A 25,728-nucleotide genomic window follows, 5' to 3' on the forward strand; every position below is an offset into this window, starting at 1 on the left:
TGCCGTCGATGCCCAGCGGTCCGATCCTGCCCGGCATGAAGATCGCCGCAACGGCGGATCTCGCGGTGCCGACCGCACCGGACCAGGCCGCGGGGGTTGGGCCGGGCCGGGCGTCGGAGGTTGGCCCGGGCCGGGCGTCGGCGGCGCCGGACGGAGCGGGTGGCACGATCTAGGCATGACGGAACTGGTCAGCCTGGACGAGGTGCGCGCGGCGCGGGACCTGCTCGACGGGGTCGTCCGTACCACTCCGCTGGAGCCGTCCCGTCCGCTCAGCGCCGCGCTCGGTGGGCCGGTCTGGCTCAAGTGCGAGAACCTTCAGCGGGCGGGGTCGTACAAGGTGCGCGGGGCGTACGTGCGGATCTCTCGGTTGTCGGCGCAGGAGCGTGCTCGGGGCGTGGTCGCGGCCAGCGCCGGCAATCACGCACAGGGCGTGGCGCTCGCCGCCGGGCTGGTCGGCACCCACGCCACCGTCTTCATGCCGGTGAACGCGCCACTGCCGAAGGTGGCGGCGACGAAGGGGTACGGCGCCCAGGTCGAGCTGATCGGTGCCACGGTCGACGAGTCGCTGGTCGCGGCACAGACGTTCGCGGAGCGCACTGGAGCGGTGCTGATCCATCCGTTCGACCACCGGGACGTGATCGCCGGGCAGGGCACGGTGGCGCTGGAGATCCTGGAGCAGTGCCCGCAGGTCACCACGATCGTCACCGGCGTCGGCGGGGGAGGACTGATCTCCGGGCTGGCGGTGGCCGCCAAGGCGCTCCGGCCGGACGTTCGGGTGATCGGCGTGCAGGCGGCCGGCGCGGCGGCCTTCCCGCCGTCACTGGTCGCGGGCGAGCCGGTCCGGCTCCCGGCCTTCACCACCATCGCCGACGGCATCGCGGTCGGTCGGCCGGGTGATGTCACCTTCAGCCACGTCAGCAAGCTGGTCGACGACATGGTCACCGTCTCCGAGGAGGACATCTCCCGGGCGCTGCTCATGCTGCTCGAACGCGGCAAGCAGGTGGTGGAGCCGGCCGGGGCGGTCGGTGTGGCCGCCCTGCTGGCCGGCGCTGTCGAGGTGACCGCGCCAGCGGTGGTGGTGCTCTCCGGCGGCAACATCGACCCGCTGCTGATGCTGCGCGTGATCGAGCATGGCCTGGCGGCGGCGGGGCGCTACCTGCGGGTCACGGTGCGCTGCTCGGACCGGCCCGGACAGTTGGCCTCGCTGTTGCGCGAGATCGCCGAGCACCGGGCGAACGTGGTGGACGTGGTCCACCAGCGGGCCAACCCGCACCTGCGTCTCGGTGAGGTGGAGGTCGCGCTGTCCGTGGAGACCCGGGGTGTCGAACACTCCGACATGCTGATCAGCGCTCTGCGGGCCAGCGGCTATCAGGTGACGATCGCACCAGAGGCGTGACGCCGCAGCGTCACGCCTCTGGACGAACGGACTACTGGTCCGGGTGGCGGAACAGTCCTCGGTCGACTTGCCGGCTGGGGTGGCGGCACGGCGGTCGATCGGATCGCCGGCCCGGCCAGCGGACGACGGTCAGCCGGAGAACGGCTCGAAGCTGACCACCGTCACCTTGATGTCGGCGCCGCTCGGTGCGGTGTAGGTGCAGGCCTGACCTGCCTTGCCGCCCAGGATCGCCTGGCCGAGGGCCGACTCGGGGCTGTAGACCGTCAGGTCCGTGGTCGAGGCGATCTCACGCGAGCCGAGCAGGAACGTCTCTGTGTCGTCGGCGTCGTCGTCGAAGTAGATCGTCACGACCATCCCGGGCGCCACGGCGTCGACGGTCGGCGCCTCGCCGACCTGGGCCGTGCGGAGCAGCTCCTTCAGATAGAGGATGCGCCCCTCGGCCTTGCCCTGCTCCTCGCGGGCGGCGTGGTAGCCGCCGTTCTCGCGCAGGTCGCCTTCCTCACGCCGGGCGTTGATCTCGGCGGCGATGACCGGCCGGTTGGCGATCAACTCGTCGAGCTCGCCCTTCAGGCGGTCGTACGCGTCCTGGGACAGCCAGGTGGCGGGCGCCTCGTTGCCATTGGACACAGGCGGTCCTCCTTATTTCTGCGTGCTGGCTGACAGGTGAACCTCCAAGTTACCAGTGCCCTACGACAAGGAGTGTCGGCGATCACGCCGGCCGCAGGTGGGGCCGCCGAGCCTCAGGCGGGCGGCCGGCAGCGCACGACCTCGCCGATGAACGGCCGTGCCGTGGTGGCGAGGCGGTGCCGGACGGTGACGTGACGCTGCCCGGCGGCGGCGGTCACCGGCACCTCTTCGCGGGCCACCTCGGCGCCGGCGTGGTCCCGGGCGCGCAGCACGCACACCGCCGTGCCGCCGTCCGGCAGGTTGACCCGGAAGTCGACCACCACCTGATTGTCCGTGATGTCGCCGTAGCTGATCACCTGGGCGTCGTACGCCGGATCGCCGTACTGCCGGTAGAGCCGGACCGCGACGACGGTGAGCGTCGCGACCACGACGATGGCCAGCAGCGCGGCCAGCACCGGCCGGTGGCGCCGGGGCGCGCGACGGTGGCCGTACCGACCGGGCGGGAAGACCGGCGCGTTCGGTCCAAGTGTGGCGTGCGTCTCGGTCACCGTCGGGTATCTCCCTGGCGTTGTTGTCAGCGGTATCGGCAAGAATGGCAGAGTCCGCCATTCCTGTTCGACTCGGTCGCCAGATCTGGCTCAGCGTCGCGTACGGCTGGGGTCAAATATGACAGGCCGGCGCGGTCCGGTGCCGCTACGGGGAGGAATCCGGCAGGTCAACGGGGGCCCGGGGTGGGTCGCCGGTGGGCAGAGACGAGGAGCGCCGACCTTGGCAGAGCAACTTCGACTCATGGCCGTTCACGCGCACCCCGACGACGAGTCGAGCAAGGGCGCCGCGACGATGGCGAAGTACGTCGCGGAGGGGGTGGACGTACTGGTCGTGACGTGTACGGGCGGCGAGCGGGGCAGCGTGCTCAACCCCAAGCTCGACCGGCCCGACGTCTGGGCGAACATCGCCGAGATCCGTCGCGCCGAGATGGACGCGGCACGAGCCATCCTCGGCATCGAGCAGGCGTGGTTGGGGTTCGTCGACTCCGGCCTGCCCGAGGGCGACCCGCTGCCGCCACTGCCCGAGGGCTGCTTCGCCCTCCAGGACGTGGACGTGGCCGCCGGTCCGCTGGTGCGGCTGATGCGCGAGTTCCGTCCGCACGTGGTCACCACCTACGACGAGGAGGGTGGCTACCCGCACCCGGATCACATCATGTGCCACAAGATCAGCGTGGCGGCCTTCGACGCGGCCGGCGACGCCGAGCGCTACCCGGAACTGGGTGCGCCGTGGCAGCCGCTGAAGCTCTACTACGACATCGGTTTCTCCAAGGGCAAGATCCTGGCGCTGCACGAGGCCGTTCTCGCGACCGGTGCCGAGTCGCCGTACGCGGAGTGGCTGACCCGTTGGGAGGACCGGCCGGACAAGGGGCCACGGATCACCACCCGGGTTCCGTGCGCCGAGTACTTCCCGGTCCGGGACGACGCCTTGCGGGCGCACGCCACCCAGGTGGATCCGGACGGCTTCTGGTTCCAGGTGCCGATGGAGCTGCAACAGCGTGCCTGGCCGACGGAGGATTTCGAGTTGGTCCGGTCGTCGGTCGACAGCCCCATGCCGGAGTCCGACCTGTTCGCCGGGGTACGCGGGACGGCTCATGCCCGCTGAGCGGGCGGCGGGCTACCCTGGTTGCACACCGCGAACCGGAGGAATCCCATGCTGACCGCTGCCCAGGTGCTCGCCCAGAACAACTTCGGTGACACCCGCACGGGTGGCCTGGCCGGGCCGATGGGCCTGTTCCTGATCCTGGTTCTCGGCGCCGCCACCGTGCTGCTGATCCGCAACATGAACGCCCGGCTGCGCCGCCTTCCGGACCGGTTCCCCGACCAGGGGCCGGCGGCGCCCGGCGCGGAGCCGATGGACCGTTCGGTCGATGATCCGACAGGTGGGATCGTGACGGAGGATTCATCCACGGATGCTGCCAACGGGCACCAGCAGCGCCGCAACGGCTGATCGGAGCATGATTCACGTCAAACCGGATGGTCGACCCCTGTTGCGACCATCAGGTTTGGCTTAGCCTTCCGCCGGGGGGACCGAAAGTCCTCAAGCTGCGCGGGAGGGGGCGCCGATGGCCACGTCAGTCGTGTCCGCCCGCCGCGTGGCCTGTCCCCGGCCGGCGGGAGGGGGTCGGTGACCTCCGGCAGGGCCGGTCAACCTCTCGACCGGCCCGCAGGCCGTGGTACGCCGACAGGGCTGCACCTGCTCACCGCCGCCGTCGTGGCCACCGCGCTGGTTGCCGCGGTGGTGGGGCTGAGTCTGCCGGTGGGGCTGCCGGCCGACGATCCGCTCGGCGGGCCCGCCCGCTTCGGCTTCGCGGTCGCCCTGTTCGCCCTCTCCCAGCTGGCCCGGCTCCGATTCCGCGCCGCGGCCGGCGTGGTCAGTGTCACCTGGGCCGAAGCCGCCCTGATCGTCTGCCTCTACCTCGTACCGCCCGGCTGGCTGCCGGGGGCCGCGCTGCTCGGCGTCACACTCGCCTGGACGGCGCTCTCGGTGGTGGACGACGGGCGCACCACCTGGGACGTGATCCGCGTCGCGGGCGCGCACACCGCCGCCACCGCGTTGGCGGTGGCGGTCACCACCGCCCTGGGGCAGCCGACGCTCGCCGTTCCGACCCCGTCACTCACCCTCGCGGTGGCCGCCGGTGCGGTCGCCTACCTCCTGGCCAGCGCCTGGCTGGGCGGGGTGATGCTGGCGCTGCGGCACGGCATGCCGATCGGGCGCCCATTGCTCGCCGCGTTGCGCGGCAAGCTGCTGATGTTCGTCGGCAACGTGGTGGTCGGCCTGCTGGTGGTGGCACTGATCGAGATCGACCCGCACTGGCTCCTGCTGCTGCCCGCTCCGCTGTGGCTGCTACAGCAGACCTATCGGCAACGGCTGTTCCAGGACCGCGACCGGCGTACCTGGCGATCGTTCGCCGAGGCCACGAAGGCGCTCAACCAGCTCGACGAGCGGGGCGTGGCCACTGCGGGTGTCACCGGGGCGCTGGCGCTGTTCGAGGCGGAACTCGTCGACGTGGAGGTGGCCCGGGGGGACGGGCGGTGGCGCCGCTACCGGGGTGACCCGGGCGGTCAGGTGGTCGACCGGGAGATCGCCCCGCCCGGCGGCGACGGGCCCGAACCGGGGGACCTGGTCCGTGACCTGTCGATCGGCGAAACCCGCGTAGGCCGCTTGCGGGTGCGATTCCCCCGTACGGCGCCACCCACCGGCCGGGAACGCGACGCCCACGCGGCCTTCGCCGACGCCCTCGCCGGGGCTCTGCACGACGCCGCCAACCATCGGGAGCTGCGCCTGGTCACGGCCCGATCGTCGTACGAGGCGGTGCATGACCCGCTGACCGGCCTGGCCAACCGGGCCGCGATGCTCGGCAAGGGCGACCAGGCGTTGCGACAACTGGCCCATGACCATCCGGTCGCCCTGCTGCTGCTGGACATCGACCAGTTCAAAGAGGTCAACGACACCCTCGGGCACGCCGCCGGTGATCAGCTGCTGCGGCTGACCGCGAACCGGCTGGGTGCCCTGGCCCGCTCGGGTGATCTGCTGGCCCGGCTCGGCGGTGACGAGTTCGCCCTGCTGCTGAGTTCGGTCCCGCTGGTCGGCGACCGCGCCGCACCCATGGCGTACGCGCTGCGTCAGGCCCGGGACATCGCCGAGCGGCTGGCCGCACCCACCGAGGTGGCCGGGGTGCGGATGTCCGTCGAGGTCTCCGTCGGGGTGGTGGTGGCCCCGGCCGGCACCGCCGACCTGACCGAGCTGCTGCGCCGGGCCGACATCGCGATGTACCAGGCCAAGTCGGGTGGCGTCAGCGTGGCCGCGTACGACACCTCACGTGACGCGGCCAGCACCGACCAGCTGGCCCTGCTCGCTGAGCTGCGGGAGGCGTTGCAGGCCGACGACCAGTTGGTGCTCGTGTTGCAGCCGGCCGTGGACCTGGTGACCGGGGCGCCAACCGGCGTGGAGGCGTTGATCCGGTGGCGGCACCCGAGGCGGGGCTGGTTGGGGCCCGCCGACTTCATCCGGCCGGTGGAGAACAGCGAGCAGCTCGGCGCCTTCACCCGCTACGTGCTCGACAAGGCGCTCGCCGTGGCCGCCGACTGGGCCCGGGAGGGCCTGGACGTACCCATCTCGGTGAACCTGTCCGCGCGTAGCCTGCTGAATCCGCGACTGCCGGCGGAGATCGCCGAGGCGTTGCGCCGGCACCAGGTGCCCGCCGACCGGCTGGTCCTGGAGATCACCGAGACGGTGGTGATGAGCGAGCTGGAGGTCATCGACCAGGTGCTCACCTCGTTGCGGTCGATGGGCGTGCAGTTGGCCGTGGACGACTTCGGGACCGGCTTCTCGTCACTGGCGTTCCTCACCCGGGTCGCCGTGGACGAGCTGAAGGTGGACCGCTCCTTCGTGCTCCAGATGGCGGATTCACCACAGGCGGCGGCCATCGTACGCAGCACCGTCGGGCTGGCCCACCAGTTGGGCCTGCGGGTGGTGGCCGAGGGGGTGGAGACGGCCGCGCAGCGTTCCGCCCTGGCCGAGCTGGGCTGCACCGCCGCCCAGGGCTACCACTTCTTCAAACCGATGCCCGCCGACAAGATCGCCGCCGTCCTCAACTCCCTACGCGACACCGCCCCCAACAACGTCCTTCCCCTCCGCGCCGACGGTGCCTCCTGACCCTCCCCACCCATCCTCGCCCCACCCGGCTGATCAAGAAGTCTGCGCCGGAGTAGAGCGCTTCCGCCGACGCAAACCTCTTGGTCAACACGAGTGGGCGCGGGGGGATGGGGTCGGGTTAGGCGCGGGGGAGGGTTTCGGCGATGACCTGGGGGATGGGGGCCCAGTCGGCGGAGGCGATGGTGGCGTGGCGGGCGGCCAACTCGGCGAGGCGGGCGCGGGCGGCGGCCGGGTCGGTGGTGCCGACGGCGGGCGGGACCTTGTGTGCGTCGGTCATCACCAGCAGGTAGTGGTTGGTGGAGTACCAGGCGGTGTCGATGTTGCCGGTGACGTAGGCGGTGGCGTCGCCGTCGAAAATGACGAACCAGGGGCGCAGGTTGGTCTCCGCGTACTGGGTACGCGGGTCGCCGGTGCGGGCCCGGTGTACGGCCGGGAACGCCTTCGCGGCGCCGAGGTTACCGGCCGCGTCCAAGGCGACCAGGTGCCGGGCGTACTCCACGTCGGTGCGCAGCGTGTCGGTCGGGTTGCTGTGCTCGACGGTGCCCGGGATCAGGTAGACGATCACCTTCCCGGCCAGCTGGCGACGGGTCGGCCAGGCGTTCGCGCGGGCGGCGGCGTCCAGGCTGGCGTGCCCGCCGCGCAGTTGGGCCGGGGTGAACAGCCGGTCGCCGAGCCGGGCGGCGAGCACCGCGTCGAGCTGCGCCGGGCCCTGACCGGTACGGGCACTGAACCCCGTCTTCAGTTCGATCTTGAGCAGCAGTGGCCCGGCGTCCGGGTGCGCGGTCAGCCAGAGTCGAATGTTGTCCAGGCAGTGTTCGAGGTTTCGGTTCCGGGTGCCGGTGTAGAGCTGGGCGGCGCTGGCGGCGGCCACGCAGTTGTTGTCGTTGCCGAGCGGGTTGGAGTGGCTGACCCGCCACTGTCGGGTGAGAATGTCCGGCCAGACATCCAACTCGATCAGCCCCGGCCGGGCGTCGAGCGACTGCGCGAGATAGGTGTAGGTGGCTCTCTCGTACGCGTTGTGAGTGCCGACGCCGGTGGTGGCCGAGATTCGAGCGTCCGGATCGACGGCGGCGCTGGCCGGGGTCACCGGCACTGCCAGTGTGGCCGCCAGCAGACCGATCGCGAGGACGGACAGGAGCCGGAGTCTGCGCATGGGAACCTCCTCGTCGCCGAGCCGGCGGGCGTCGCCGGCAGGCATGCACAGATCTAAATAGAGAGATGTGAACGGCGGGAGGCGGACCGGCACACGGCGTCCGACCGGCAACCGAGGGTGCGGCTGGATATGGTCGTCGGGTGAATCGACTTGCGGAGGCAACCAGCCCGTACCTGCTTCAGCACGCCGACAACCCGGTCGACTGGTGGCCCTGGTGCGAGGAGGCGTTCGCCGAGGCGAAACGGCGGGACGTGCCGGTACTCATCTCGGTCGGGTACTCGGCCTGCCACTGGTGTCACGTGATGGCACACGAGTCGTTCGAGGACGACGGCGTCGGCAAGCTGCTGAACGAGGGCTTCGTCTCGATCAAGGTGGACCGCGAGGAGCGGCCCGACGTCGACGCGGTCTACATGACCGCGACGCAGGCCATGACCGGTCAGGGTGGCTGGCCGATGACGGTCTTCGCCACGCCGGACGGCACCCCCTTCTTCTGCGGCACGTACTTCCCCCGCCAGAATTTCGTCCGGCTGCTGGAGTCGGTCGGCACCGCCTGGCGGGACCAGCGCGAGGCCGTGCTGCGCCAGGGCGCCGCGGTGGTCGAGGCGATCGGCGGGGCCCAGGCCGTCGGCGGCCCCACCGTCCCGCTCACCGCCGAGCTGCTCGCCGCCGCCGCGGACCAACTTGCCACGGAGTACGACGAGGTCAACGGCGGTTTCGGTGGAGCGCCGAAGTTCCCGCCGCACATGAACCTGCTCTTCCTGCTGCGCCACCACCAGCGGACCGGCTCGGCGCGGAGCCTGGAGATCGTCCGCCACACCTGCGAGGCGATGGCCCGCGGCGGCATCCACGACCAGCTGGCCGGCGGCTTCGCCCGTTACTCGGTGGACGGCCACTGGACCGTGCCGCACTTCGAGAAGATGCTCTACGACAACGCGCTGCTGCTGCGGGTCTACACCCAGTTGTGGCGGCTCACCGGCGACGCGTTGGCGCTGCGGGTGGCCCGGGACACCGCCCGGTTCCTCGCCGACGAGCTGCACCGGCCCGGGCAGGGCTTCGCCTCCGCGCTGGACGCGGACACCGAGGGCGTCGAGGGGCTGACCTACGTCTGGACGCCGGCCCAGCTCGTCGAGGTGCTGGGCGAGGAGGACGGCCGGTGGGCCGCCGACCTCTTCGCGGTGACCGACACCGGCAGCTTCGAAGAGGGCACCAGCGTGCTGCGGCTGGCGCGGGACGTCGACGACGCGGATCCGGCGGTGCGGGAGCGCTGGCAGGTGGTGGTCCGACGACTACTGGCCGCCCGGGACGCCCGTCCCCAGCCAGCGCGTGACGACAAGGTGGTGGCCGCCTGGAACGGGTTGGCGATCACCGCGCTGGCCGAGTTCGTCCGGCTGGTCGAGACCACCGGCCGGATCGGCACCGAGGGTGAGGCGAACCTGCTGGAGGGGGTCACCATCGTGGCCGACGGGGCGATGCGGGACGCCGCCGAGTACCTCGCCCGGGTCCACGTCGTCGACGGGCGGCTGCGCCGGGCCTCCCGCGACGGCCGCGTCGGCGATCCGGCCGGAGTGCTGGAGGACTACGGCTGCGTGGCCGAGGCGTTCTGCGCCATGCACCAGCTCACCGGTGAGGGGCGGTGGCTGGACCTGGCCGGTCAACTGGTCGACGCCGCGCTGGCCCACTTCGCCGCGCCCGGCGGGGCGTTCCACGACACGGCCGACGACGCGGAGCAGCTGGTCGCGAGGCCCGCCGACCCGACCGACAACGCCACCCCCTCCGGGCGGTCCGCGATCGTCGCCGCCCTTGTCGCGTACGCGGCGCTGACCGGGGAGAACCGCTACCGGGAGGTCGCCGAGGCGGCCCTGTCCACCGTCGCGCCGATCGTCGGGCGGCACGCCCGCTTCACCGGGTACGCGGCGACGGTGGGTGAGGCGCTGCTCTCCGGGCCGTACGAGATCGCGGTGGCGACCGGGGACCCGGCGGGCGACCCGCTGGTGGCGGCGGCGTATCGGCATGCGCCACCCGGTGCGGTGGTCGTGGCGGGCACCCCGGACCAGCCGGGGGTTCCGCTGCTGGCCGGCCGTCCGCTGGTCGACGGGCGGGCCGCCGCGTACGTCTGTCGGGGTTTCGTCTGTCAGCGGCCGGTGACCGGGGTCGAGGAGCTGGTCGGGCAGTTGAGTTGAGTCGGACCGCCGGTCGGTGCCGCGACCGGCCCGGATAGGCTGACGCCGCTATGGATTCCCGTACCGGTCTGCCCGTTGTCGGCATGGTGGGCGGCGGCCAGCTGGCCCGGATGACCCACCAGGCTGCCATCTCCCTCGGCCAGTCACTGCGTGTGCTCGCGCTCACCCCGGACGACGGTGCGGCCCTGGTCGCCGCCGACGTCCAGTACGGCGACCACACCGACCTCGCCGCGCTGCGCACCTTCGCCAAGGGCTGCGAGGTGGTCACCTTCGACCACGAGCACGTCCCGACCGAACACATCCGCACGCTGACCGACGAGGGGGTGAAGCTGTTCCCGCCCGCCGACGCCCTGGTGCACGCCCAGGACAAGCAGGTGATGCGGGAACGGCTCGGTGCCCTCGGCGCGCCGAATCCCCGCTGGCGACCGGTCGCTTCCCCCACCGATCTGGTCACCTTCGGCGACGAGGTCGGCTGGCCGGTCGTGCTCAAGGCTGCCCGTGGTGGGTACGACGGGCGGGGCGTGTGGCCGGCCACCGATCCGGCGTCCGCCATCGAGTTGGCGCAGAGGCTGCTCGCCGGCGGCACGAAGCTGATCGTCGAGGAGCGGGTGGCGCTGCGCCGGGAACTGGCCGTGCAGGTGGCGCGCTCGCCGTTCGGGCAGGTCGCGGTCTACCCGGTCGTCGAGACGGTCCAGCGCGACGGGATCTGCGTCGAGGTGCTGGCTCCGGCACCCGGCCTGGCGAAGGAGCTGGCGGTCGCCGCGCAGCAGCTCGCCATCGACCTGGCCACCGCGCTCGGCGTGGTGGGCCTGCTCGCGATGGAGCTGTTCGAGGTCGGCGATTCGGCGACATCGGGCGGTAGCCGGCTCCTGGTCAACGAACTTGCCATGCGCCCGCACAACTCGGGGCACTGGACCATCGAGGGTGCCCGGACGTCGCAGTTCGAGCAGCACCTGCGCGCGGTGCTGGACTACCCCATGGGTGACACGTCGTTGACCGCTCCGGTGGTGGTGATGGCGAACGTGCTCGGTGGTCGGCCGGGCGGCATGTCGGTCGACGAGCGGCTGCACCACCTCTTCGCCGCCGAGCCGACCGCCCGGGTCCACCTGTACGGCAAGCAGGTGCGGCCGGGTCGCAAGATCGGGCATGTCACGGTGCTCGGCGACGATCTGGACGAGGTACGAGCCCGGGCCGCCCGGGCCGCCCGCTGGCTGCGGGACGGAACACCGGAGGAATGAGCAGCGTGAGCACGGTCGGTGTGATCATGGGAAGCGACTCGGACTGGCCGACGATGAAGGCTGCCGCCGAGGTGCTCACCGAGTTCGAGGTGCCGTACGAGGTCGAGGTGGTCTCGGCCCACCGCACCCCGGTCAAGATGATCGACTACGGTCGGGCCGCCGCCGACCGGGGCGTCAAAGTGATCATCGCTGGGGCGGGTGGCGCGGCGGCGCTGCCCGGCATGGTCGCGTCCGTGACCCCGTTGCCGGTGATCGGCGTACCGGTGCCGCTGAAGCACCTCGACGGCATCGACTCGCTGCTGTCCATCGTGCAGATGCCGGCCGGCGTGCCGGTGGCGACGGTGTCCATCGGCAACGCCCGCAACGCCGGGCTGCTCGCCGTGCGGATCCTCGCCAGCGCCGACCGTGCCCTGCTCGACCGGATGTCGGCGTACCAGGCCGACCTGGAGCAGTTGGTCGCCGAGAAGGACGCCGCCCTCCGCGCCTCCCTGGCCTGACGCCACACTCAGCGCATGCCGCGGAGCGCGGTCTGTAGGCGTTCCTGGGCGCGGCGTCGGCGTTCGTTGCTGGCGCCGAGAATCAGCAGCAGGAAGCCGACCGGGATCAGCGCCAGCCATGGTCCGAGGCTGAACAGCGCGTGCACGGCCGCGATGGCGGTGACCACCGCACCGACGATGACCGGCGCCTGCTGCTGGGTCATCGAGCCGAAGACCAGCACCGCCACCGCACCGAGCAGCAGCAGCACCTGGCGCATCGTGCTCGAATCGGTGGCCAGCACGATCGCCAGGGTCGGCACGAAGGCGGCCAGCAGCGCCGGCCCGTACGCCACCCAGCTGCTCAGGTCGGTGCGCTGACGTAGCTCCAGCACCCCGACCAGCAGGGCCAGCGCGGCGAACGGCAGAGTGTACGCCTCGGGCAGGGCGACGTCGGCGACCCGCATCAGGATCCACCAGGCGGTGATCTCGCAGAGCACCACCGCCCAGAACAGCACCCGTCGCTCCGTCGGCCGGCGGCCGGGCCGGGTCGCGGCGAGGCCGAGGACCGCACCCCAGGCGGCGAGCAGCGCGGCGATGTGCCGAGGTGAGTCGAAGGCCAGCGCCAGCGCGATCAGCGCGGCGGCGTGGCCGCTCCACTCCACGGTCGCCGCCTCGCGGCGCGCCTCCGGACGGCGGAGCCGGGGCAGCGTGGCGGAGAAGACCTGCAATGCCGCGCCGACCGCCAGCACCCCGAACGCCGACCAGACCGGGGCGAGCCCGGCCACCAGGCCAGCGGTGAGCACGAACAGCTGCGCCATCAGCGAGGCGAACAACCAACCGAGCAGACGGGCCCGGGAGGTGAGGCCGTACAGGGCGGCCACCAGCCCGACCCCGACCGCACCGCCGAGGGTGAACAGGGTCAGTTCCCGGGTGGCGAGGCTGCCGGCGAGGCCGGCCCCGCCCGCCGCCAGCCCGATCAGGAAGACCAGGACCCGGGCCAGCCGCAGCGAACGAGCTCGTTCCACCAGGGCCGGCGGTGGCGTCAACGCCAGCCCCAGCATCGAGATGGTGAACACCGCCAGCGCCGACAGGGTGCTCGCCGGCCAGCCGCCGCCCAGCGCGATCGGGGCGATGAGCAGGGTGACTGCGGCGCCGGGCAGCACCACCGGCACCGCCCGGGACCGGCGACCGCCGCTGAACCCGGTGGCGGCCAGCGCCGCCGTCGCGGTGAGCAGCAGCGCGGTGAGCACATGGGTCGGGTTGACCGCCGCCGGAGGCGGGGCCAGCAGGGCCGCCGGTGGTCCCTGCCAGATCCGGCCGACGGTGCGATGCGGGTCGACGAGAGCCGCGATCAGCGCCGGGGCGATGGAGACCAGGGCCAGCACGGTCGGCAGGGCGGCAGCAGCCAGCGCGCCAGCGGCCGGGCTCACCCGCCACCGGCGTCGGTTGTCGTCGGGCAGGCGGCGCAGCGCCCCGTCGAGCAGCACCGTCCAGCGGCGCACCGGTTGGGCCGCGCCGACCGGCGGCTCGGTCGCCCCTCGTACGAGTTCGGCGAGCACACCGAGCAGGGCCGCCGCTGCGGCGTACACCCCGACGGGCAGGGCGATCGGTACGGCGGCGAGCGCGGTCACGCTCGCCCCGCCGACGACCCCGGCGCTGGCCCAGGGCAGGTACTGGGGAACCTGCCGACGGGCCGCGGCCACCGCGGCCAGGCCCAGACTGGACGCGGCCAGGCCGGCGGTGAGCACCACCTGAGGGGTATGACCGAACTCGACGGCGAGGGCGGCGGTGGCGCCCGGCAACGCCAACAGCGCCGCGCACACCCCCGCGCCACCGATCTGCGCCAGGTGCGGCGGCATGCCCTCCGCCTCGATGTCATCGACGAGTGGCTCGGCCATCTCACGGGCCAGCGCGGCCACCACCGCGCCGATCAGGACGATGCTGCCCAGGGCCAGCGCGGTCGTCCACGGCCGCACCAGGCCGGCACCGGCCGCATGCAGCGCGACCACCCCGGCCACCGTGATCCGGGACAGCGCCGCCCGGGGCTCGATCGTGGCGACCGCGGCCATCCCGAAGATGGTGGCGACCATGCCGCCGATCAGTACCGGTGACCACCAGGGCAGCTCGAAGGCGGCGGGAGCGCCGATGGTGGCGAGCACCACCGCCACGCCGGCCACGTCCCAGCGCCACGGCGGTGGCAGCAGGATGCCGGCCGCGACCGCGAGCAGCACCAGGGCGATCGGTCCCTGCCAGGTCGTACCGCCGGTCGGCGCGGCCGGCCAACCACTCAGGTCACCGTTCCAGATCGGGCCGGGGGTGGCCAGCACGCCGAGGCCGCCGCGCAACGCCATCCAGCCGGCCAGCAGCCCGATCAGCACCCCACCGACAGCGAGGCCGAGCACCGGGCCTCGTCGCCACTCCTCCGGCATCGCCCGGGCCGCCACGGCGACCACCAGGACCAGCGCGGCGGCGACGGCGAGCTGCCCGCTCGGCGCGAGCACGGCGCCGATCCGGAGCAGGGTGGCGACCAGCGTGGCGGTCACCGCGGCGGCTGCCAGGTCGGAACCGTCCAGGGTGAGATCCGAGCGGCGGCCGGTGTCGATCGACGGAGCCAGATAGAGCAGCACCGCGGAGACCAGCAGCAGCGCCCCGACCCAGGCGTCCGCGACGGTGGCGCCCGGTGCGCCGAAGCCGGCTGCGGCGACCACCAACGCGCCCAGACCGGTCCCCACCGACAGCGGTACCGGGATCTGGCGTTGCGACACCTGCACGACGGCCGCGTAGCCGAGCGTGACACAGCAGGCGAGGAAGCTGGCCGCGAGCACCGGTACGGTCGCCTCGCGCAGGCTCGCCGGAGTCGGCGTGGTGTCTACCGGCAGGGTGGCCGCCACGAAGGCGGCCACCGCTCCGGGCAGCGCGAAGGCGGCACCTCCGGCGGCCCAGGCGGAGACACTGTCCGCCGCCGCCGGGGCGAGCCGGATCCGGGGGGCGGCGGCGATCAGGGCACCGGCCACGACGAGGGTGATCAGCACGGCGGCGGTCAGCGCCGGCCGGGCGAGGGCCGCGCCCGCGCCGACCAGCCCGACCACGGCGGCGGCAATGGCGTGCGCCAGCGCAGCGCGGGGCGTCCGCGCGGAGAGGCCAGCGGCCCCGATGCCGATCGCCGCCAGCACCATCGGCCACGGCGCCAACGTCCAGGCCAGCCCGAAGGAGGCCGGTACGGCAAGCGCGGTGAGCGCCGCACCGGTCACGGCGAACTCGCGGCGGATCTCCGGCGGCAGGGCCAGCACCGCGGCCACGGTCAGCAGGAAGGCGCTGACGGCGAGCTGCCAGGCGGCCGGTCCCACGGCGGCGGCCAGCTCGGCCGGGTACCGGTCGAGGTCCGCCGCCCAGGCCGGCAGCGCCGCCTGGACGGGGGCGATTCCGGCGCGCAGCGCGCTGCCGGCGACCACCACCCCGCTGACCGTGAGCGCCACCGCAGAGGCCAGCTGCGGTCCCCGGCGGGCCGACTCGGGTACCGCCCGGACCGCCAGACCGGTGACCGTGATGACCGCCGCGATCAGCAGCAGGGCCCGACCGGGCAGCGCCACCGCGGCGATCCGTCCCAGGGCGCCGATGACGGCCAGCGTGAACACGCCCGCCCCCAGGTCCGGTAGGGGTGGGCGACGGAGCACCAGCGTTCCGGCCAGGCAGACCGCGGCGGCGAGGAGGAGGACCAGGCCGGCGCCGGTCGCGCCCGGCACGGTGGTGGTCCGCAGCAGGGCGGTCACCGCGTACGCCAGGGCTAGCGCGACCGCCACCCCGTGCAGCACCCAGGTCAGTACCCGCAGCCCGGGCACCGGTCGGCTCGGTGCGGTCGCGGTGCTGCCGACGCCGAGGTCAAGCAGTTCGCCGCCCTCCTCCGGCGCGGCTTCCGGCCTGCGGTCGGCCCGGCTCTCCTCGGCGGTCCGCGGTCGGGGCGCTGTCGACCGGCTGGCGTCGTCCATGCCGTCGGTGCGGGACTGCTCCACGGTGACCGGCGAGCGGGCCAGCCACAGGTCGAGCAGCGCTACCACGGTCAACACCAGCGCCCAGCCCGCCGGACCGGTGATCCGGTCGTACGCCAGCAGCGGCACCACCGGCTGGGCGGCCAGCACGGTGGCGAACCGGGGCGCGCGCAGCCTGGTCCACCCGGCGTAGCCGACGGCGACGGCAGCGGTGACCGCGAAGATCACTCCAGCGAAGACGGCACCGGAGGCACCGCCGTTGCCGATCCGGTCCACGGCCCACAACGCGTACCCGGCGAGCGGCACCAGGAGCAGGCCCACCGCGGCGATGGTCTCGGCCGTGGAGGTCAGCCCACGCCGGACCAGCACCGGCGGGGCGAGCAGCATCAGTACCGTCGCGAGCAGCAGGATGCCGAGTCGGGTCAACGCGTCCATCGAGCTGGTGGCGACCACGGCGAACACCACGGCGGCGACGCCGAGCAGCAGCGCGCCGAGGCCGAGCGGGATGTTCTGGACCTCCCGTGAGGAGGCTTCCGGTGGGTGCTCCGGGTCGTCGGCGTCCAACCACACAGGTTCGGTCGGTGGCGGTGGCTCCTGGGCGCCGGCGCCCTGCCGGGGGACCCGGGGCGGCGGAGTCGCACCGTCGCGGGGCGGTGAGGCGCCCTCGGACGTGGGTCGTCGCGGCGGCCGACGACGTAGCACACGGCGGGGGCGGGCGGACTGCCGGACTCGCTCGTCACCCTGACTACCGGCGTGCGAGAGGATGTCCCGCTGGAAGAGCGCGGCCTGCATCTTCGCGGCGAGCTGCCGTTGCTCGCGGGCGATGGCGGCCTCGCGGGCCTTCAACTCCGCGATGGACCGTTCGATCTCCGTCAGGTGATCGGCCCACTGCGGCTGATGCGCGCCGCAGTGCGGGCAGCGAACCGCCGGCTTGATCTTCCGGCCACACGAAGGGCACTGAAAGTTCGCCACGACACCCCTTCACCCGCACTGTGGATTCCCACTGTCGCAGCATGCCCAAAGCGGGCCGGGAATTCGACAGTTGTCGGCGGGTCAAGCGCCAACATCACCGGACGGTGCGATCAAGGTCGCCCCATGCCCCGGTACTCCCAGCCGGCCTGGGTCCACAGTGCGGGGTCGAGGCAGTTGCGGGCGTCGACGATGCGGCGGCCGGCGACGAGGTCGCCGAGGTGGCTGGGGTCGGCGTTGCGGAAGTCGGCCCACTCGGTGAGGACGCAGACCAGGTCGGCGCCGGTCACCGCCTCGGCCATGTCGGGCTCGTAGGTCAGTTCCGGTACCGCCCGGCGGGCGTTCTCCATGCCCTGGGGGTCGTAGACGTGCACGTTGGCGCCGGCCTTGTGCAGCAGGGCGGCGACGGCGAGGGCGGGGGCGTCGCGTACGTCGTCGGTGTTGGGTTTGAAGGTGGCGCCGAGCACGGCGATGCGGGTGCCGGACAGGTCGGGGCCGGCGGGACCGGAGCGGCGACCGAGCAGGTCGGCGGCGAGTTGCAGCACGCGGGTGCGTCGGCGCAGGTTGATCAGGTCGACCTCGTGCAGGAAGCGCAGGGCCTCACCGGCGCCGAGTTCCTGGGCGCGGGCCTGGAAGGCGCGGATGTCCTTGGGCAGGCAGGCGCCGCCGAAGCCGAGGCCGGCCTGGAGGAAGCGGTTGCCGATGCGCGGGTCGTAGCCGATTGCCTTGGCGAGCTGGGTGACGTCGCCGCCGGAGGCCTCGCAGACCTCGGCCATGGCGTTGATGAAGGAGATCTTGGTGGCCAGGAAGGCGTTCGCGGCGACCTTGACCAGCTCGGCGGTGGCGAAGTCGGTGACGACGAGGGGTACTTCCCGGTCCTCGGTGGCGGCGAGGTCGAATACGCCCTTGTGGGCGGCGTAGAGCATGCCGTTGGCCCACTCGCTCTTGACGCCGACCACGATCCGGTTGGGGCGCAGCACGTCGTCGACGGCGAAGCCCTCCTGGAGGAACTCGGGGCTCCAGGCGACCTCTACGCCGAGGTCGGCGGAGGCGTGCTTGCCGACGAGTTGCTCCACCCATTCGGCGGTGCCGACCGGGACCGTGGACTTGCCGACGATCAGCGCCTTGCGGGTCAGGTGCTGAGCCAGGCCGGTGACCGACGCCTCGACGTACGACAGGTCGGCGCCCATCCCGTCGGCCCGCTGGGGGGTGCCGACGCAGATGAAGTGCACGTCACCGAAGTCGGCGGTCTCGGCGATGTCGGTGCTGAACCGCAGCCGACCGGCGGCCAGGTTACGCCGCAGCAACTCGTCCAGGCCGGGCTCGTGGATCGGCACCTCACCCGCGTTCAGCTTGGCGATCTTGTCCGCGTCGACGTCGAACCCGAGCACCTCGTAGCCGAGTTCCGCGTAGCAGATGGCGTAGGTCGCGCCGAGGTAGCCGGTGCCCAGGAAGGTCACCCGGGGGCGGGAGGCGCCCGAGGGGGGAGTGACCGCCGCGATGGCGGGCACCGGCTGGGTGTTCGGGTACGGGATGGTCACGCCTGTCTTCTCCGCTCGCACTGGCGCCGCGTGGCTGCGTCGCATTCCTTTGCGGCGCCGAGGCGGGGCGCCGGAGAGGTGGTGGTTCGTCTGCTGGGTTCCATCATCGCCGAGCGGCTTCAGGGTTTCGTCTTGCCCCAGCCTACGCGCCGGTAACATCACCTGAACTGTGGTCGTTATCCTTCAGTCTGCGCGGTGGGTGTCCAGGTGACGCTACAGACTGCGCATGATAGCGGTGAAGGGGAGGGGCCGACATGGCCGCAGAGCAGTCGTTCGACGCGTACCGCCTGCCGGAGGAGCACGAGGCGATCCGGGAAGCGGTGCGTGAGGTCTGTGCGGCCAAGGTGGCTCCGCACGCCGCCGAGGCCGATGAGACAGGTGAGTTCCCGAAGGCGTCGTACGACGCGCTACGTGCCGCCGACTTCCACGCACCGCACATCCCGGTCGAGTACGGCGGGGCCGGCGCGGACGCGCTGGCCACGGCAATCGTGATCGAGGAGGTCGCGCGGGCCTGCGCCTCGTCGTCGCTGATCCCGGCGGTGAACAAGCTGGGCACGATGCCGCTGCTGCTGGCCGGCTCCGACGATCTCAAGCGCCGGTACCTGACTCCGGTCGCCAGCGGCGAGGCGATGTTCTCGTACTGCCTCTCCGAGCCGGAGGCGGGCAGCGACGCGGCCGCGATGACCACCCGGGCGGTACGTGACGGCGATCACTGGGTGCTCAACGGCGTGAAGCGTTGGATCACCAACGCCGGTGTCTCGGAGTTCTACACCGTCTTCGCGGCGACCGACCCCACCGCCCGGTCCCGGGGCATCTCCGCCTTCGTGGTCGAGAAGTCCGATCCGGGGGTGAGCTTCGGCGCGCCCGAGAAGAAGTTGGGCATCAAGGGCTCCCCGACCCGCGAGGTCTACCTGGACAACGTCCGGATCCCGGCGGACCGGATGATCGGCGCCGAGGGCACCGGCTTCGCCACCGCGATGAAGACCCTGGACCACACCCGGGTCACCATCGCCGCCCAGGCGGTGGGCATCGCGCAGGGTGCGCTCGACTACGCCAAGGGTTACGTCGCCGAGCGCCGGCAGTTCGGCAAGGCGGTCGCCGAGTTCCAGGGTGTGCAGTTCATGCTCGCCGACATGGGCATGAAACTGGAGGCGGCCCGGCAGCTGACGTACGCGGCGGCCGGCCGGTCCGAGCGTGGCGACGCCGATCTGACCTACTTCGGCGCGGCGGCGAAGTGCTTCGCCTCGGACGCCGCCATGGAGATCACCACCGACGCGGTCCAGCTGCTCGGCGGCTACGGCTACACCCGTGACTACCCGGTCGAGCGGATGATGCGGGATGCCAAGATCACCCAGATCTACGAGGGTACGAACCAGGTGCAGCGCATCGTGATGGCCCGCCAACTGCTCAAGGGCTGACGGCCCGGGGAGAACCAGCGTCACCTCCGCCCGTGCGGTTGTCGGGCGGAGGTGACGATCGGTGATGCGGGTTCAGCTGGTGGCGTCGTCGCGTCGGGGCAGGTTGCCCGGCGGCGCCGACCAGGGCGACCCACCTCCGGTACGCCGGGGCAGCGGCTCGGTCGGCGTCGAATCCGGATCCGGATAGCCCAGGCTCAGCGGCGCGGTGTCCCGTTCCGTCGACGGGTTCGGTGACCAGTCGGTCGACGTCGGGTCCGTTGCCGGAGCGTCGGGTGTCACCGACGCTGGTGCCGGCACCGGGGCTGGCCAACGCCGCCAGCGTTGCCCACTGAACGTCGCGATCAGCAGCAGCATGCCGATCAGGAAGAGCGTGCCGTTCTCCACCGGCAACCCCAACGGCAGCGGGTCGCCGAGAAACTCCCCGTCGGACGGGATGCGTTCGCGTACCTCAAAGGGCGCGATGAACAGTCCGACGTACGGGGTGACCAGCAGCAGTCCGGCCACCAGCGGGCCGAGCGGTGAGATGCGTAGCGTGCCGAGCAGGCCCAGCACGATGCCGCCGACAGCGAGGTACACGGCCGGTTCGATGAGGTTTGCCGTGTTGGAGGTGCCGATCTCCACCCACCGGTCGACGGTGCCGGCCGACCCGTCCTGACCGAGGGTGATCAGCACCCAGGTGACCGGCACCACCACCAGCCCTGCGAGGAAGCTCCACAGATGTCGCATCCGCGCACCGTACCGTTTCCGACATGACCGAGCACCCCGCCACCGCCCTGCCGGGCAAGCCGACCTCGTACTCCCGGGTAACCCTCAGCCGGATCATGACCGCTGTGGATGTGAACCTGTACGGAACGGTGCACGGCGGGGTGTTGATGAAGTTCGTCGACGACGTGGCCGGCGCGGCGGCGGCACGGCACAGCGGCGGTACGGCGGTGACTGCCGCGATCGACGAGATCGTCTTCTCGGAGGCCGTCCGGGTGGGCGACCTGGTGCACGCGTACGCCCAGGTGAACTGGACCGGGCAGACCTCGATGGAGGTCGGCGTGCGGGTGATGGCGGAGCGCTGGGACTCGGCCGACGAGGTGCCGGTGCGGGTGGCCACCGCGTACCTCGTCTTTGTCGGGGTCGAGGTTGGTGGCGCGCCCCGGCCGGTGCGTCCGGTGCTACCGGAGACGCCGGAGGACGAGCGGCGCTGGCGGGAGGCGGAGATCCGCCGCGCCCACCGGCTGGCCCGCCGTCAGGCCATCCAGGCGGCCCGCAGCGAACCCTGAGGCCGCCGGCCGGCTCTGCTTCGGCGGCGATCGGCAGCCCCTCCCTGCGCCATGGCCACACTGGTCTGCCGCCGGGGGTGTGGTGCGGGCACATGCGCCCGCAGGGTGCGGGTGCGGAGAATGACGCTTCGAGGTAGGGCAAGATGGCGCCACGGCCCACCGCACAGCGTCGTGCCGGGCCAGGGGAGGAGTGGACCAGTGACGGACGTGCTGTGGACGCCACCGGCGGACGTGCTCCAGCGGTCCCGGATCGGGGCTTACCTGCGTTGGCTCGACGAGCACCGGGGGCTGACGTTCGCCGACTACGACGCGTTGTGGCGGTGGTCGGTCACCGACCTGGACGCGTTCTGGCGGTCGATCTGGGACCACTTCGGCGTCGTCGCGCACACCCCGCCGACCGCCACCCTGACCGACCGGGACATGCCGGGCACCCGGTGGTTCCCTGGCGCCACCCTCAACTACGCCGAGAACGTGCTGCGGATGCCGGGACGGGCCGACGACGAGCCGGTGGTCGTGGCACACGGGCAGACCCGGGCGCCGGTCACCCTCACCGCCGGGCAACTGCGCGAGCAGGTCCGCCGGGTCGCCGCCGGGCTGCGCCGGCTCGGCGTCACCACCGGCGACCGGGTGGCGGCGTACGCCCCGAACATCCCCGAGACGTACGTGCTGATGCTGGCCAGCGCCAGCCTCGGTGCCATCTTCTCGTCCTGTGCGCCGGAGTTCGGCACCCGCAGCGTGACCGACCGGTGGCAGCAGATCGAGCCGAAGATCCTGGTCGCGGTGGACGGCTACCGCTACGGCGACAAGCCGGTGGACCGGCGCGCCGAGGTGGCCGCGATCCGGGCCGCGCTGCCGTCGCTGCGGCACACCGTCTCGATTCCCTACCTCGACCCCGACGGTTCCCCGGCGGACGGGGCACTGGCCTGGACGGAGCTGGCGGCCGAGACCGACGAACCGCTGGCCTGCACCCCGGTGCCGTTCGACCACCCGCTGTACGTGCTCTACTCCTCCGGCACCACCGGGCTGCCCAAGCCGATCGTGCACGGACACGGCGGAATTCTGCTGGAACATTTGAAGATGCTCGCCCTGCATCACGATCTCGGCCCGGCGGACCGGTTCTTCTGGTTCACCACCACCGGCTGGATGATGTGGAACTTCCTGATCTCCGGGCCGGCGGTGGGCGCGGCGATCGTGCTGTTCGACGGCAACCCCGGCCACCCTGACCTGGGCGAGATGTGGCGGCTGGCCGAGCAGACCGGCACCACGTACTGCGGCACCTCCGCGCCCTTCCTGCTGGCCTGCCGCAAGGCCGGGCTGGTCCCGCGCGAGATCGCCGACCTCTCCGCGCTGCGCGGCCTCGGCTCCACCGGCGCGCCGCTGCCCGCAGAGGGCTTCACCTGGGTGTACGACACGGTCGGCAGCGATCTTCAGCTCCAGTCGCTCTCCGGCGGCACGGACGTCTGCACCGGTTTCGTCGGCGGCGTACCGCTGCTGCCGGTGCACGCCGGTGAGATCGCCTGCCGGGCCCTGGGCGCCAAGGTGGAGGCCCGTTCTCCGGATGGCACCCCGGTCATCGGGGAACTGGGCGAGCTGGTGATCACCGAGCCGATGCCGAGCATGCCGGTAGGTTTCTGGAACGATCCGGACGGGGTCCGCTACCGGGAGGCGTACTTCGACGTCTATCCCGGGGTGTGGCGGCACGGGGACTGGATCACCATCAACGCCCGGGGCGGGTGCGTCATCACCGGCCGCTCCGATGCCACCCTCAACCGGGGCGGCGTACGGCTCGGCACCGCCGAGTTCTACTCCGTCGTGGAGGGGCTGGACGAGGTCGTCGACTCGGTGGTGGTGCACCTGGAGGACGGCGAGGGCGGCGCCGGTGAGCTGCTGCTGTTCGTGGTGCTGGCCGAGGGAATGACGCTCAACGACGAGTTGCGCCGGACGATCTGCCGCGAGCTGCGCACCGCGTTGTCCCCCCGACACGTACCCGACGAGATCCACCAGGTCCGCGCGGTGCCACGCACCCTGTCGGCGAAGAAGCTCGAGGTACCGGTCAAGAAGATCCTCACCGGTACCCCGGTCGACCAGGCCGCCGCCAAGGGCGCCCTGGCCAACCCCGAGTCCCTGGCCGCCTTCGCCACCCTGGCTGAACTTCGCACCCCGGACCGCTCCACCACCTGATCCGATCCCCAGACGCCGCCCCCTCGACCCGCCCGCCCCCGGGTCTCGCCGCGGGTTCTGGCGTATAGGAGCCGGGCGCGCTGGTAGCCAGGACCCCCGCTGCGGTGATCGGGGGTCATAGACGAGTTGATACCCGTCCTCACTCAGCGTGCTGTCGCAGCTCGCCCAACCAACACCCCTCTTCCTCCTTTGCTCTGCTTCAACCCACGCAACAGTTACTCTCCGCAGTTTTCTGGCGCGCGAGTGTCGCCGGACCCCAACCGCGTCGTCGCAGTTCAGCGGGTTGTGCGTCGGTTGAAGCAGAGCAAAGGACGGGAGGGGGAACGCCTCCGGGCGCGGGCACGGCAACGGTGGGTGACAACCACGGAGGGTGAGGTTCGACTCGAAGTTTCGACTCGGTGGATCGATCGTTGCCTCGGAAGGGGTTCTCGCAAGGGGAGGTCGACCCAGTCAGGTCAGGCCGAGCGGGCCAGTCGGATCGGGCAGGGGACGAGCCCCGGTAGACCGGGATACGCGGGCGAACTGGGCCGAGGTGGGATGGGTGGGGGCGGACAGGGCCGAGAGGGGTGGGCAGGTCAGCGGAGGGTCTGGGTTACGCGTTCCGTCGATTGACGGTCGGCCAGGCGGGCCGGATCCGGGTGGGCGCAGAGCACCAGGGTGGCGCCCGCGCTGAGTGGGGCCAGCAGCCAGTCGAGCGGGTCCGGGTGCCGGTCGACGTCCACGAGGAGCCGGCCGCCGCGGGAGATACCGAGGTCGGCGGCGCGGGCGGCGGCCCGGGCGCGCAGCGTGGTGTGGTCCGGCCCTCCCGGGGGGTACGCCGTGAAGTGGTCGCCGTGTGCGCGTACCTCGGTGACGTAGTCGGCGAAGCCCGCCGGTACCTCCCGCAGCGGCAGCGCGAACGGGTGCAACGCCAGCGCGTACCGGTCGGCGGCCGACCAGGCGTCGGCCTCGGCGACACGGTCGGCAGCGGCGAAGAGCACGTCCACCTCGCCCGGCGGGTCGGCGCCCGGCGATCCGGTCGGCCGAACCGTCAACCCGGCCGACCAGCAGCCGAGCAGCACGGCGGCGCTCTGCCAGTGTGGCGGCAGCAGCACCGCCGCGGTGCCGCCCGGCCCGAGGGCCAGTTCGTCGACGAGCAGGTTGGCGGTCTTGGCCACCCAGTTCGCCAGGGTCGCTCCGGAAAGCTCGGTGCGTTCGCCGGACGCGTCGTCGTACCAGGTCAGCAGCGGGCGGTTCGGGTCGGTCGCGATCACGTCGGTGAAGACCCGGGCAATGTTGTCGGCCATCGGCGCGAACGATACGCGCCCGGCGGCCGTACTCGATGACAACGACAAGTCGGCGTACCGTCGGGTCGCAGTCAGCGTCCGCGCCGGGCTCCGGCGTAGGCTTGCCGGAGTGTCGTTCCCCACAGTCCCGCCACCGCAAGGAGTCGCCCCGTGACCGCCGGTCGCCCGCCCCGCGTGCTCATCGACGCCACGAGTGTTCCCGCCGATCGCGGCGGCGTCGGTAGATACGTCGATGGCCTGCTCGGCGCCCTCGGCAAGGTGTGCGGATCGGCGGTGGACCTGGTGGTGGTCAGCCTCCGCACCGATCTTGAGCGCTACCGCCGGAAGCTGCCCCCCGCGGAGATCATCCCGGCGCCGGCCGCGGTCGCGCACCGGCCGGCCCGGCTCGCCTGGGAGCAGACCGGGCTGCCGCTGCTCGCCCAACAGGTCGGTGCTGAGGTGCTGCACTCGCCCTTCTACACCTGCCCGCTGCGGGCCGGCTGTCCGGTGACCGTGACGGTGCACGATGCGACGTTCTTCACCGAGCCGGAGCACTACGACAAGTCCCGCCGGACGTTCTTCCGCAGCGCCATCAAGACCTCGCTGAGGCGAGCGGACCGGGTGATCGTCCCCAGCAAGGCCACCCGCGACGAGTTGATCCGGCTGCTGGACGCTGACCCGACCCGGATCGACGTGGCCTACCACGGCGTGGACCATGACGCCTTCCACGCGCCCGGCGACGAGGAGAAGGCCCGGGTCCGGGCCCGCCTGGGGCTCGGCGGTAGCAGTTACGTCGCGTTCCTCGGTGCCAAGGAGCCCCGCAAGAACGTGCCGAACCTGATCCGGGGCTGGGTCCGGGCGGTCGCCGACCGGCAGGACCCGCCGGCACTGGTGGTGGCCGGCGGGCAGGGACACGACGACGACATCGACCGTGCGGTGGCCGAGGTGCCCTCGCATCTGCGGCTGCTGCGTCCCGGCTACCTGCGCTACGGCGACCTGCCGGGCTTCCTCGGCGGTGCCCTGGTGGCCGCGTACCCCTCCTACGGCGAGGGGTTCGGGTTGCCCATCCTGGAGGCGATGGCGTGCGCCGCCCCGGTACTCACCACCCCCCGGCTGTCGCTGCCCGAGGTCGGCGGCGACGCGGTCGCGTACACCAGCGAGGATCCGGACCAGATCGCCACGGACCTGGCCGCGCTGCTCGACGACGAGCCGCGCCGGTTGTCGCTGGCCAAGGCCGGCTTCGACCGGGCGAAGGAGTTCACCTGGGGGTCCAGCGCCGAGGTGCACATCGCGGCGTGGACCAGGGCGCGGACCTGAGGCCGG

19 protein-coding genes are annotated in these 25,728 nt (G+C 72.3%); 12 read left to right on the forward strand and 7 right to left on the reverse strand.

Annotation, left to right across the window (positions count from 1 at the left end; all coding sequences use genetic code 11):
- Positions 1-8: 8 nt before the first annotated feature.
- Complete coding sequence (locus O7601_RS11065; protein WP_281566081.1) at positions 9-173, forward strand: hypothetical protein; 165 nt, start codon at positions 9-11, stop codon at positions 171-173.
- Positions 174-175: 2 nt separating this feature from the next.
- Positions 176-1,396, forward strand: a complete 1,221-nt coding sequence (ilvA, locus tag O7601_RS11070; RefSeq protein WP_281566082.1) for a threonine ammonia-lyase — start codon at positions 176-178, stop codon at positions 1,394-1,396.
- A 129-nt stretch (positions 1,397-1,525) separates the two neighbouring features.
- Here the strand turns inward: ilvA and greA are convergent, their stop codons facing one another.
- The gene (gene greA / locus O7601_RS11075; RefSeq protein WP_164446063.1) at positions 1,526-2,023 is read right to left on the reverse strand and encodes a transcription elongation factor GreA; all 498 of its coding nucleotides are present in this window, start codon (positions 2,021-2,023) and stop codon (positions 1,526-1,528) included.
- A 113-nt stretch (positions 2,024-2,136) separates the two neighbouring features.
- Positions 2,137-2,571, reverse strand: coding sequence for a DUF4307 domain-containing protein (locus O7601_RS11080; RefSeq protein ID WP_281566083.1), 435 nt, complete (start codon positions 2,569-2,571; stop codon positions 2,137-2,139).
- 220 nt (positions 2,572-2,791) lie between these two features.
- Between O7601_RS11080 and mca the strand changes: the two genes are divergently transcribed.
- The 3 genes from mca (at position 2,792) to O7601_RS11095 (ending at position 6,727) form a co-directional block, all read left to right on the forward strand.
- Positions 2,792-3,673: a mycothiol conjugate amidase Mca gene (gene mca, locus O7601_RS11085; protein ID WP_281566084.1), complete on the forward strand. Its 882-nt coding sequence runs from the start codon at positions 2,792-2,794 to the stop codon at positions 3,671-3,673.
- A 48-nt stretch (positions 3,674-3,721) separates the two neighbouring features.
- On the forward strand, positions 3,722-4,018 hold the full coding sequence (locus O7601_RS11090; RefSeq protein WP_281566085.1) for a hypothetical protein: 297 nt from the start codon (positions 3,722-3,724) through the stop codon (positions 4,016-4,018).
- A 240-nt stretch (positions 4,019-4,258) separates the two neighbouring features.
- On the forward strand, positions 4,259-6,727 hold the full coding sequence (locus O7601_RS11095) for a bifunctional diguanylate cyclase/phosphodiesterase (RefSeq protein ID WP_281566876.1): 2,469 nt from the start codon (positions 4,259-4,261) through the stop codon (positions 6,725-6,727).
- Between the two features lie 118 nt (positions 6,728-6,845).
- On the opposite strand, the gene O7601_RS11100 is transcribed toward O7601_RS11095, so the two are convergent.
- The gene (locus tag O7601_RS11100) at positions 6,846-7,880 is read right to left on the reverse strand and encodes a phosphatidylinositol-specific phospholipase C domain-containing protein (RefSeq protein WP_281566086.1); all 1,035 of its coding nucleotides are present in this window, start codon (positions 7,878-7,880) and stop codon (positions 6,846-6,848) included.
- A 140-nt stretch (positions 7,881-8,020) separates the two neighbouring features.
- Between O7601_RS11100 and O7601_RS11105 the strand changes: the two genes are divergently transcribed.
- From O7601_RS11105 to purE, 3 genes are read left to right on the forward strand one after another with little or no spacing between them, the layout of a single operon-like run.
- Positions 8,021-10,060, forward strand: a complete 2,040-nt coding sequence (locus O7601_RS11105) for a thioredoxin domain-containing protein (protein ID WP_281566087.1) — start codon at positions 8,021-8,023, stop codon at positions 10,058-10,060.
- A 50-nt stretch (positions 10,061-10,110) separates the two neighbouring features.
- Positions 10,111-11,298: a 5-(carboxyamino)imidazole ribonucleotide synthase gene (locus O7601_RS11110; RefSeq protein ID WP_281566088.1), complete on the forward strand. Its 1,188-nt coding sequence runs from the start codon at positions 10,111-10,113 to the stop codon at positions 11,296-11,298.
- Between the two features lie 5 nt (positions 11,299-11,303).
- Entirely contained in the window at positions 11,304-11,795 is a 492-nt protein-coding gene (purE, locus tag O7601_RS11115; RefSeq protein WP_281566089.1) for a 5-(carboxyamino)imidazole ribonucleotide mutase, read from the forward strand.
- An 8-nt stretch (positions 11,796-11,803) separates the two neighbouring features.
- Here the strand turns inward: purE and O7601_RS11120 are convergent, their stop codons facing one another.
- Positions 11,804-16,732, reverse strand: a complete 4,929-nt coding sequence (locus O7601_RS11120; protein ID WP_281566090.1) for a permease — start codon at positions 16,730-16,732, stop codon at positions 11,804-11,806.
- Between the two features lie 110 nt (positions 16,733-16,842).
- Complete coding sequence (locus O7601_RS11125) at positions 16,843-18,270, reverse strand: UDP-glucose/GDP-mannose dehydrogenase family protein (RefSeq protein WP_281566091.1); 1,428 nt, start codon at positions 18,268-18,270, stop codon at positions 16,843-16,845.
- Positions 18,271-18,524: 254 nt separating this feature from the next.
- Here O7601_RS11125 and O7601_RS11130 point away from each other — a divergent pair, with 254 nt between their 5' ends.
- Positions 18,525-19,688, forward strand: a complete 1,164-nt coding sequence (locus O7601_RS11130; RefSeq protein WP_281566092.1) for an acyl-CoA dehydrogenase family protein — start codon at positions 18,525-18,527, stop codon at positions 19,686-19,688.
- A gap of 72 nt (positions 19,689-19,760) precedes the next feature.
- Here O7601_RS11130 and O7601_RS11135 read toward each other — a convergent pair whose 3' ends face one another.
- Positions 19,761-20,414: a hypothetical protein gene (locus tag O7601_RS11135; protein WP_281566093.1), complete on the reverse strand. Its 654-nt coding sequence runs from the start codon at positions 20,412-20,414 to the stop codon at positions 19,761-19,763.
- Positions 20,415-20,437: 23 nt separating this feature from the next.
- Here O7601_RS11135 and O7601_RS11140 point away from each other — a divergent pair, with 23 nt between their 5' ends.
- Both O7601_RS11140 and O7601_RS11145 read left to right on the forward strand, forming a co-directional pair.
- Positions 20,438-20,959 carry a hotdog domain-containing protein gene (locus tag O7601_RS11140; RefSeq protein WP_164446051.1) on the forward strand — a complete coding sequence of 174 codons (522 nt, stop codon included), beginning with the start codon at positions 20,438-20,440 and terminating at the stop codon, positions 20,957-20,959.
- Positions 20,960-21,157: 198 nt separating this feature from the next.
- Positions 21,158-23,140, forward strand: coding sequence for an acetoacetate--CoA ligase (locus O7601_RS11145; protein ID WP_281566094.1), 1,983 nt, complete (start codon positions 21,158-21,160; stop codon positions 23,138-23,140).
- A 575-nt stretch (positions 23,141-23,715) separates the two neighbouring features.
- Here O7601_RS11145 and O7601_RS11150 read toward each other — a convergent pair.
- On the reverse strand, positions 23,716-24,426 hold the full coding sequence (locus tag O7601_RS11150; RefSeq protein ID WP_281566095.1) for a TIGR03089 family protein: 711 nt from the start codon (positions 24,424-24,426) through the stop codon (positions 23,716-23,718).
- A 150-nt stretch (positions 24,427-24,576) separates the two neighbouring features.
- On the opposite strand from O7601_RS11150, the gene O7601_RS11155 reads away from it, so the two are divergent.
- Complete coding sequence (locus tag O7601_RS11155; RefSeq protein ID WP_281566096.1) at positions 24,577-25,722, forward strand: glycosyltransferase family 1 protein; 1,146 nt, start codon at positions 24,577-24,579, stop codon at positions 25,720-25,722.
- Positions 25,723-25,728: the final 6 nt, after the last annotated feature.

Source organism: Verrucosispora sp. WMMD573 (assembly GCF_027497175.1).
In the GTDB taxonomy this organism is placed as follows: Bacteria; Actinomycetota; Actinomycetes; order Mycobacteriales; family Micromonosporaceae; genus Micromonospora.

Coding starts and splice junctions, on each gene's coding strand:
- O7601_RS11065 (WP_281566081.1), top strand. CDS start 9: ATGCCCAGCGGTCCGATCCTGCCCGGCATGAAGATCGCCGCAACGGCG.
- ilvA (WP_281566082.1), top strand. CDS start 176: ATGACGGAACTGGTCAGCCTGGACGAGGTGCGCGCGGCGCGGGACCTG.
- O7601_RS11090 (WP_281566085.1), top strand. CDS start 3,722: ATGCTGACCGCTGCCCAGGTGCTCGCCCAGAACAACTTCGGTGACACC.
- O7601_RS11100 (WP_281566086.1), bottom strand. CDS start 7,880: ATGCGCAGACTCCGGCTCCTGTCCGTCCTCGCGATCGGTCTGCTGGCG.
- O7601_RS11110 (WP_281566088.1), top strand. CDS start 10,111: ATGGATTCCCGTACCGGTCTGCCCGTTGTCGGCATGGTGGGCGGCGGC.
- O7601_RS11130 (WP_281566092.1), top strand. CDS start 18,525: ATGGCCGCAGAGCAGTCGTTCGACGCGTACCGCCTGCCGGAGGAGCAC.
- O7601_RS11135 (WP_281566093.1), bottom strand. CDS start 20,414: ATGCGACATCTGTGGAGCTTCCTCGCAGGGCTGGTGGTGGTGCCGGTC.
- O7601_RS11140 (WP_164446051.1), top strand. CDS start 20,438: ATGACCGAGCACCCCGCCACCGCCCTGCCGGGCAAGCCGACCTCGTAC.
- O7601_RS11150 (WP_281566095.1), bottom strand. CDS start 24,426: ATGGCCGACAACATTGCCCGGGTCTTCACCGACGTGATCGCGACCGAC.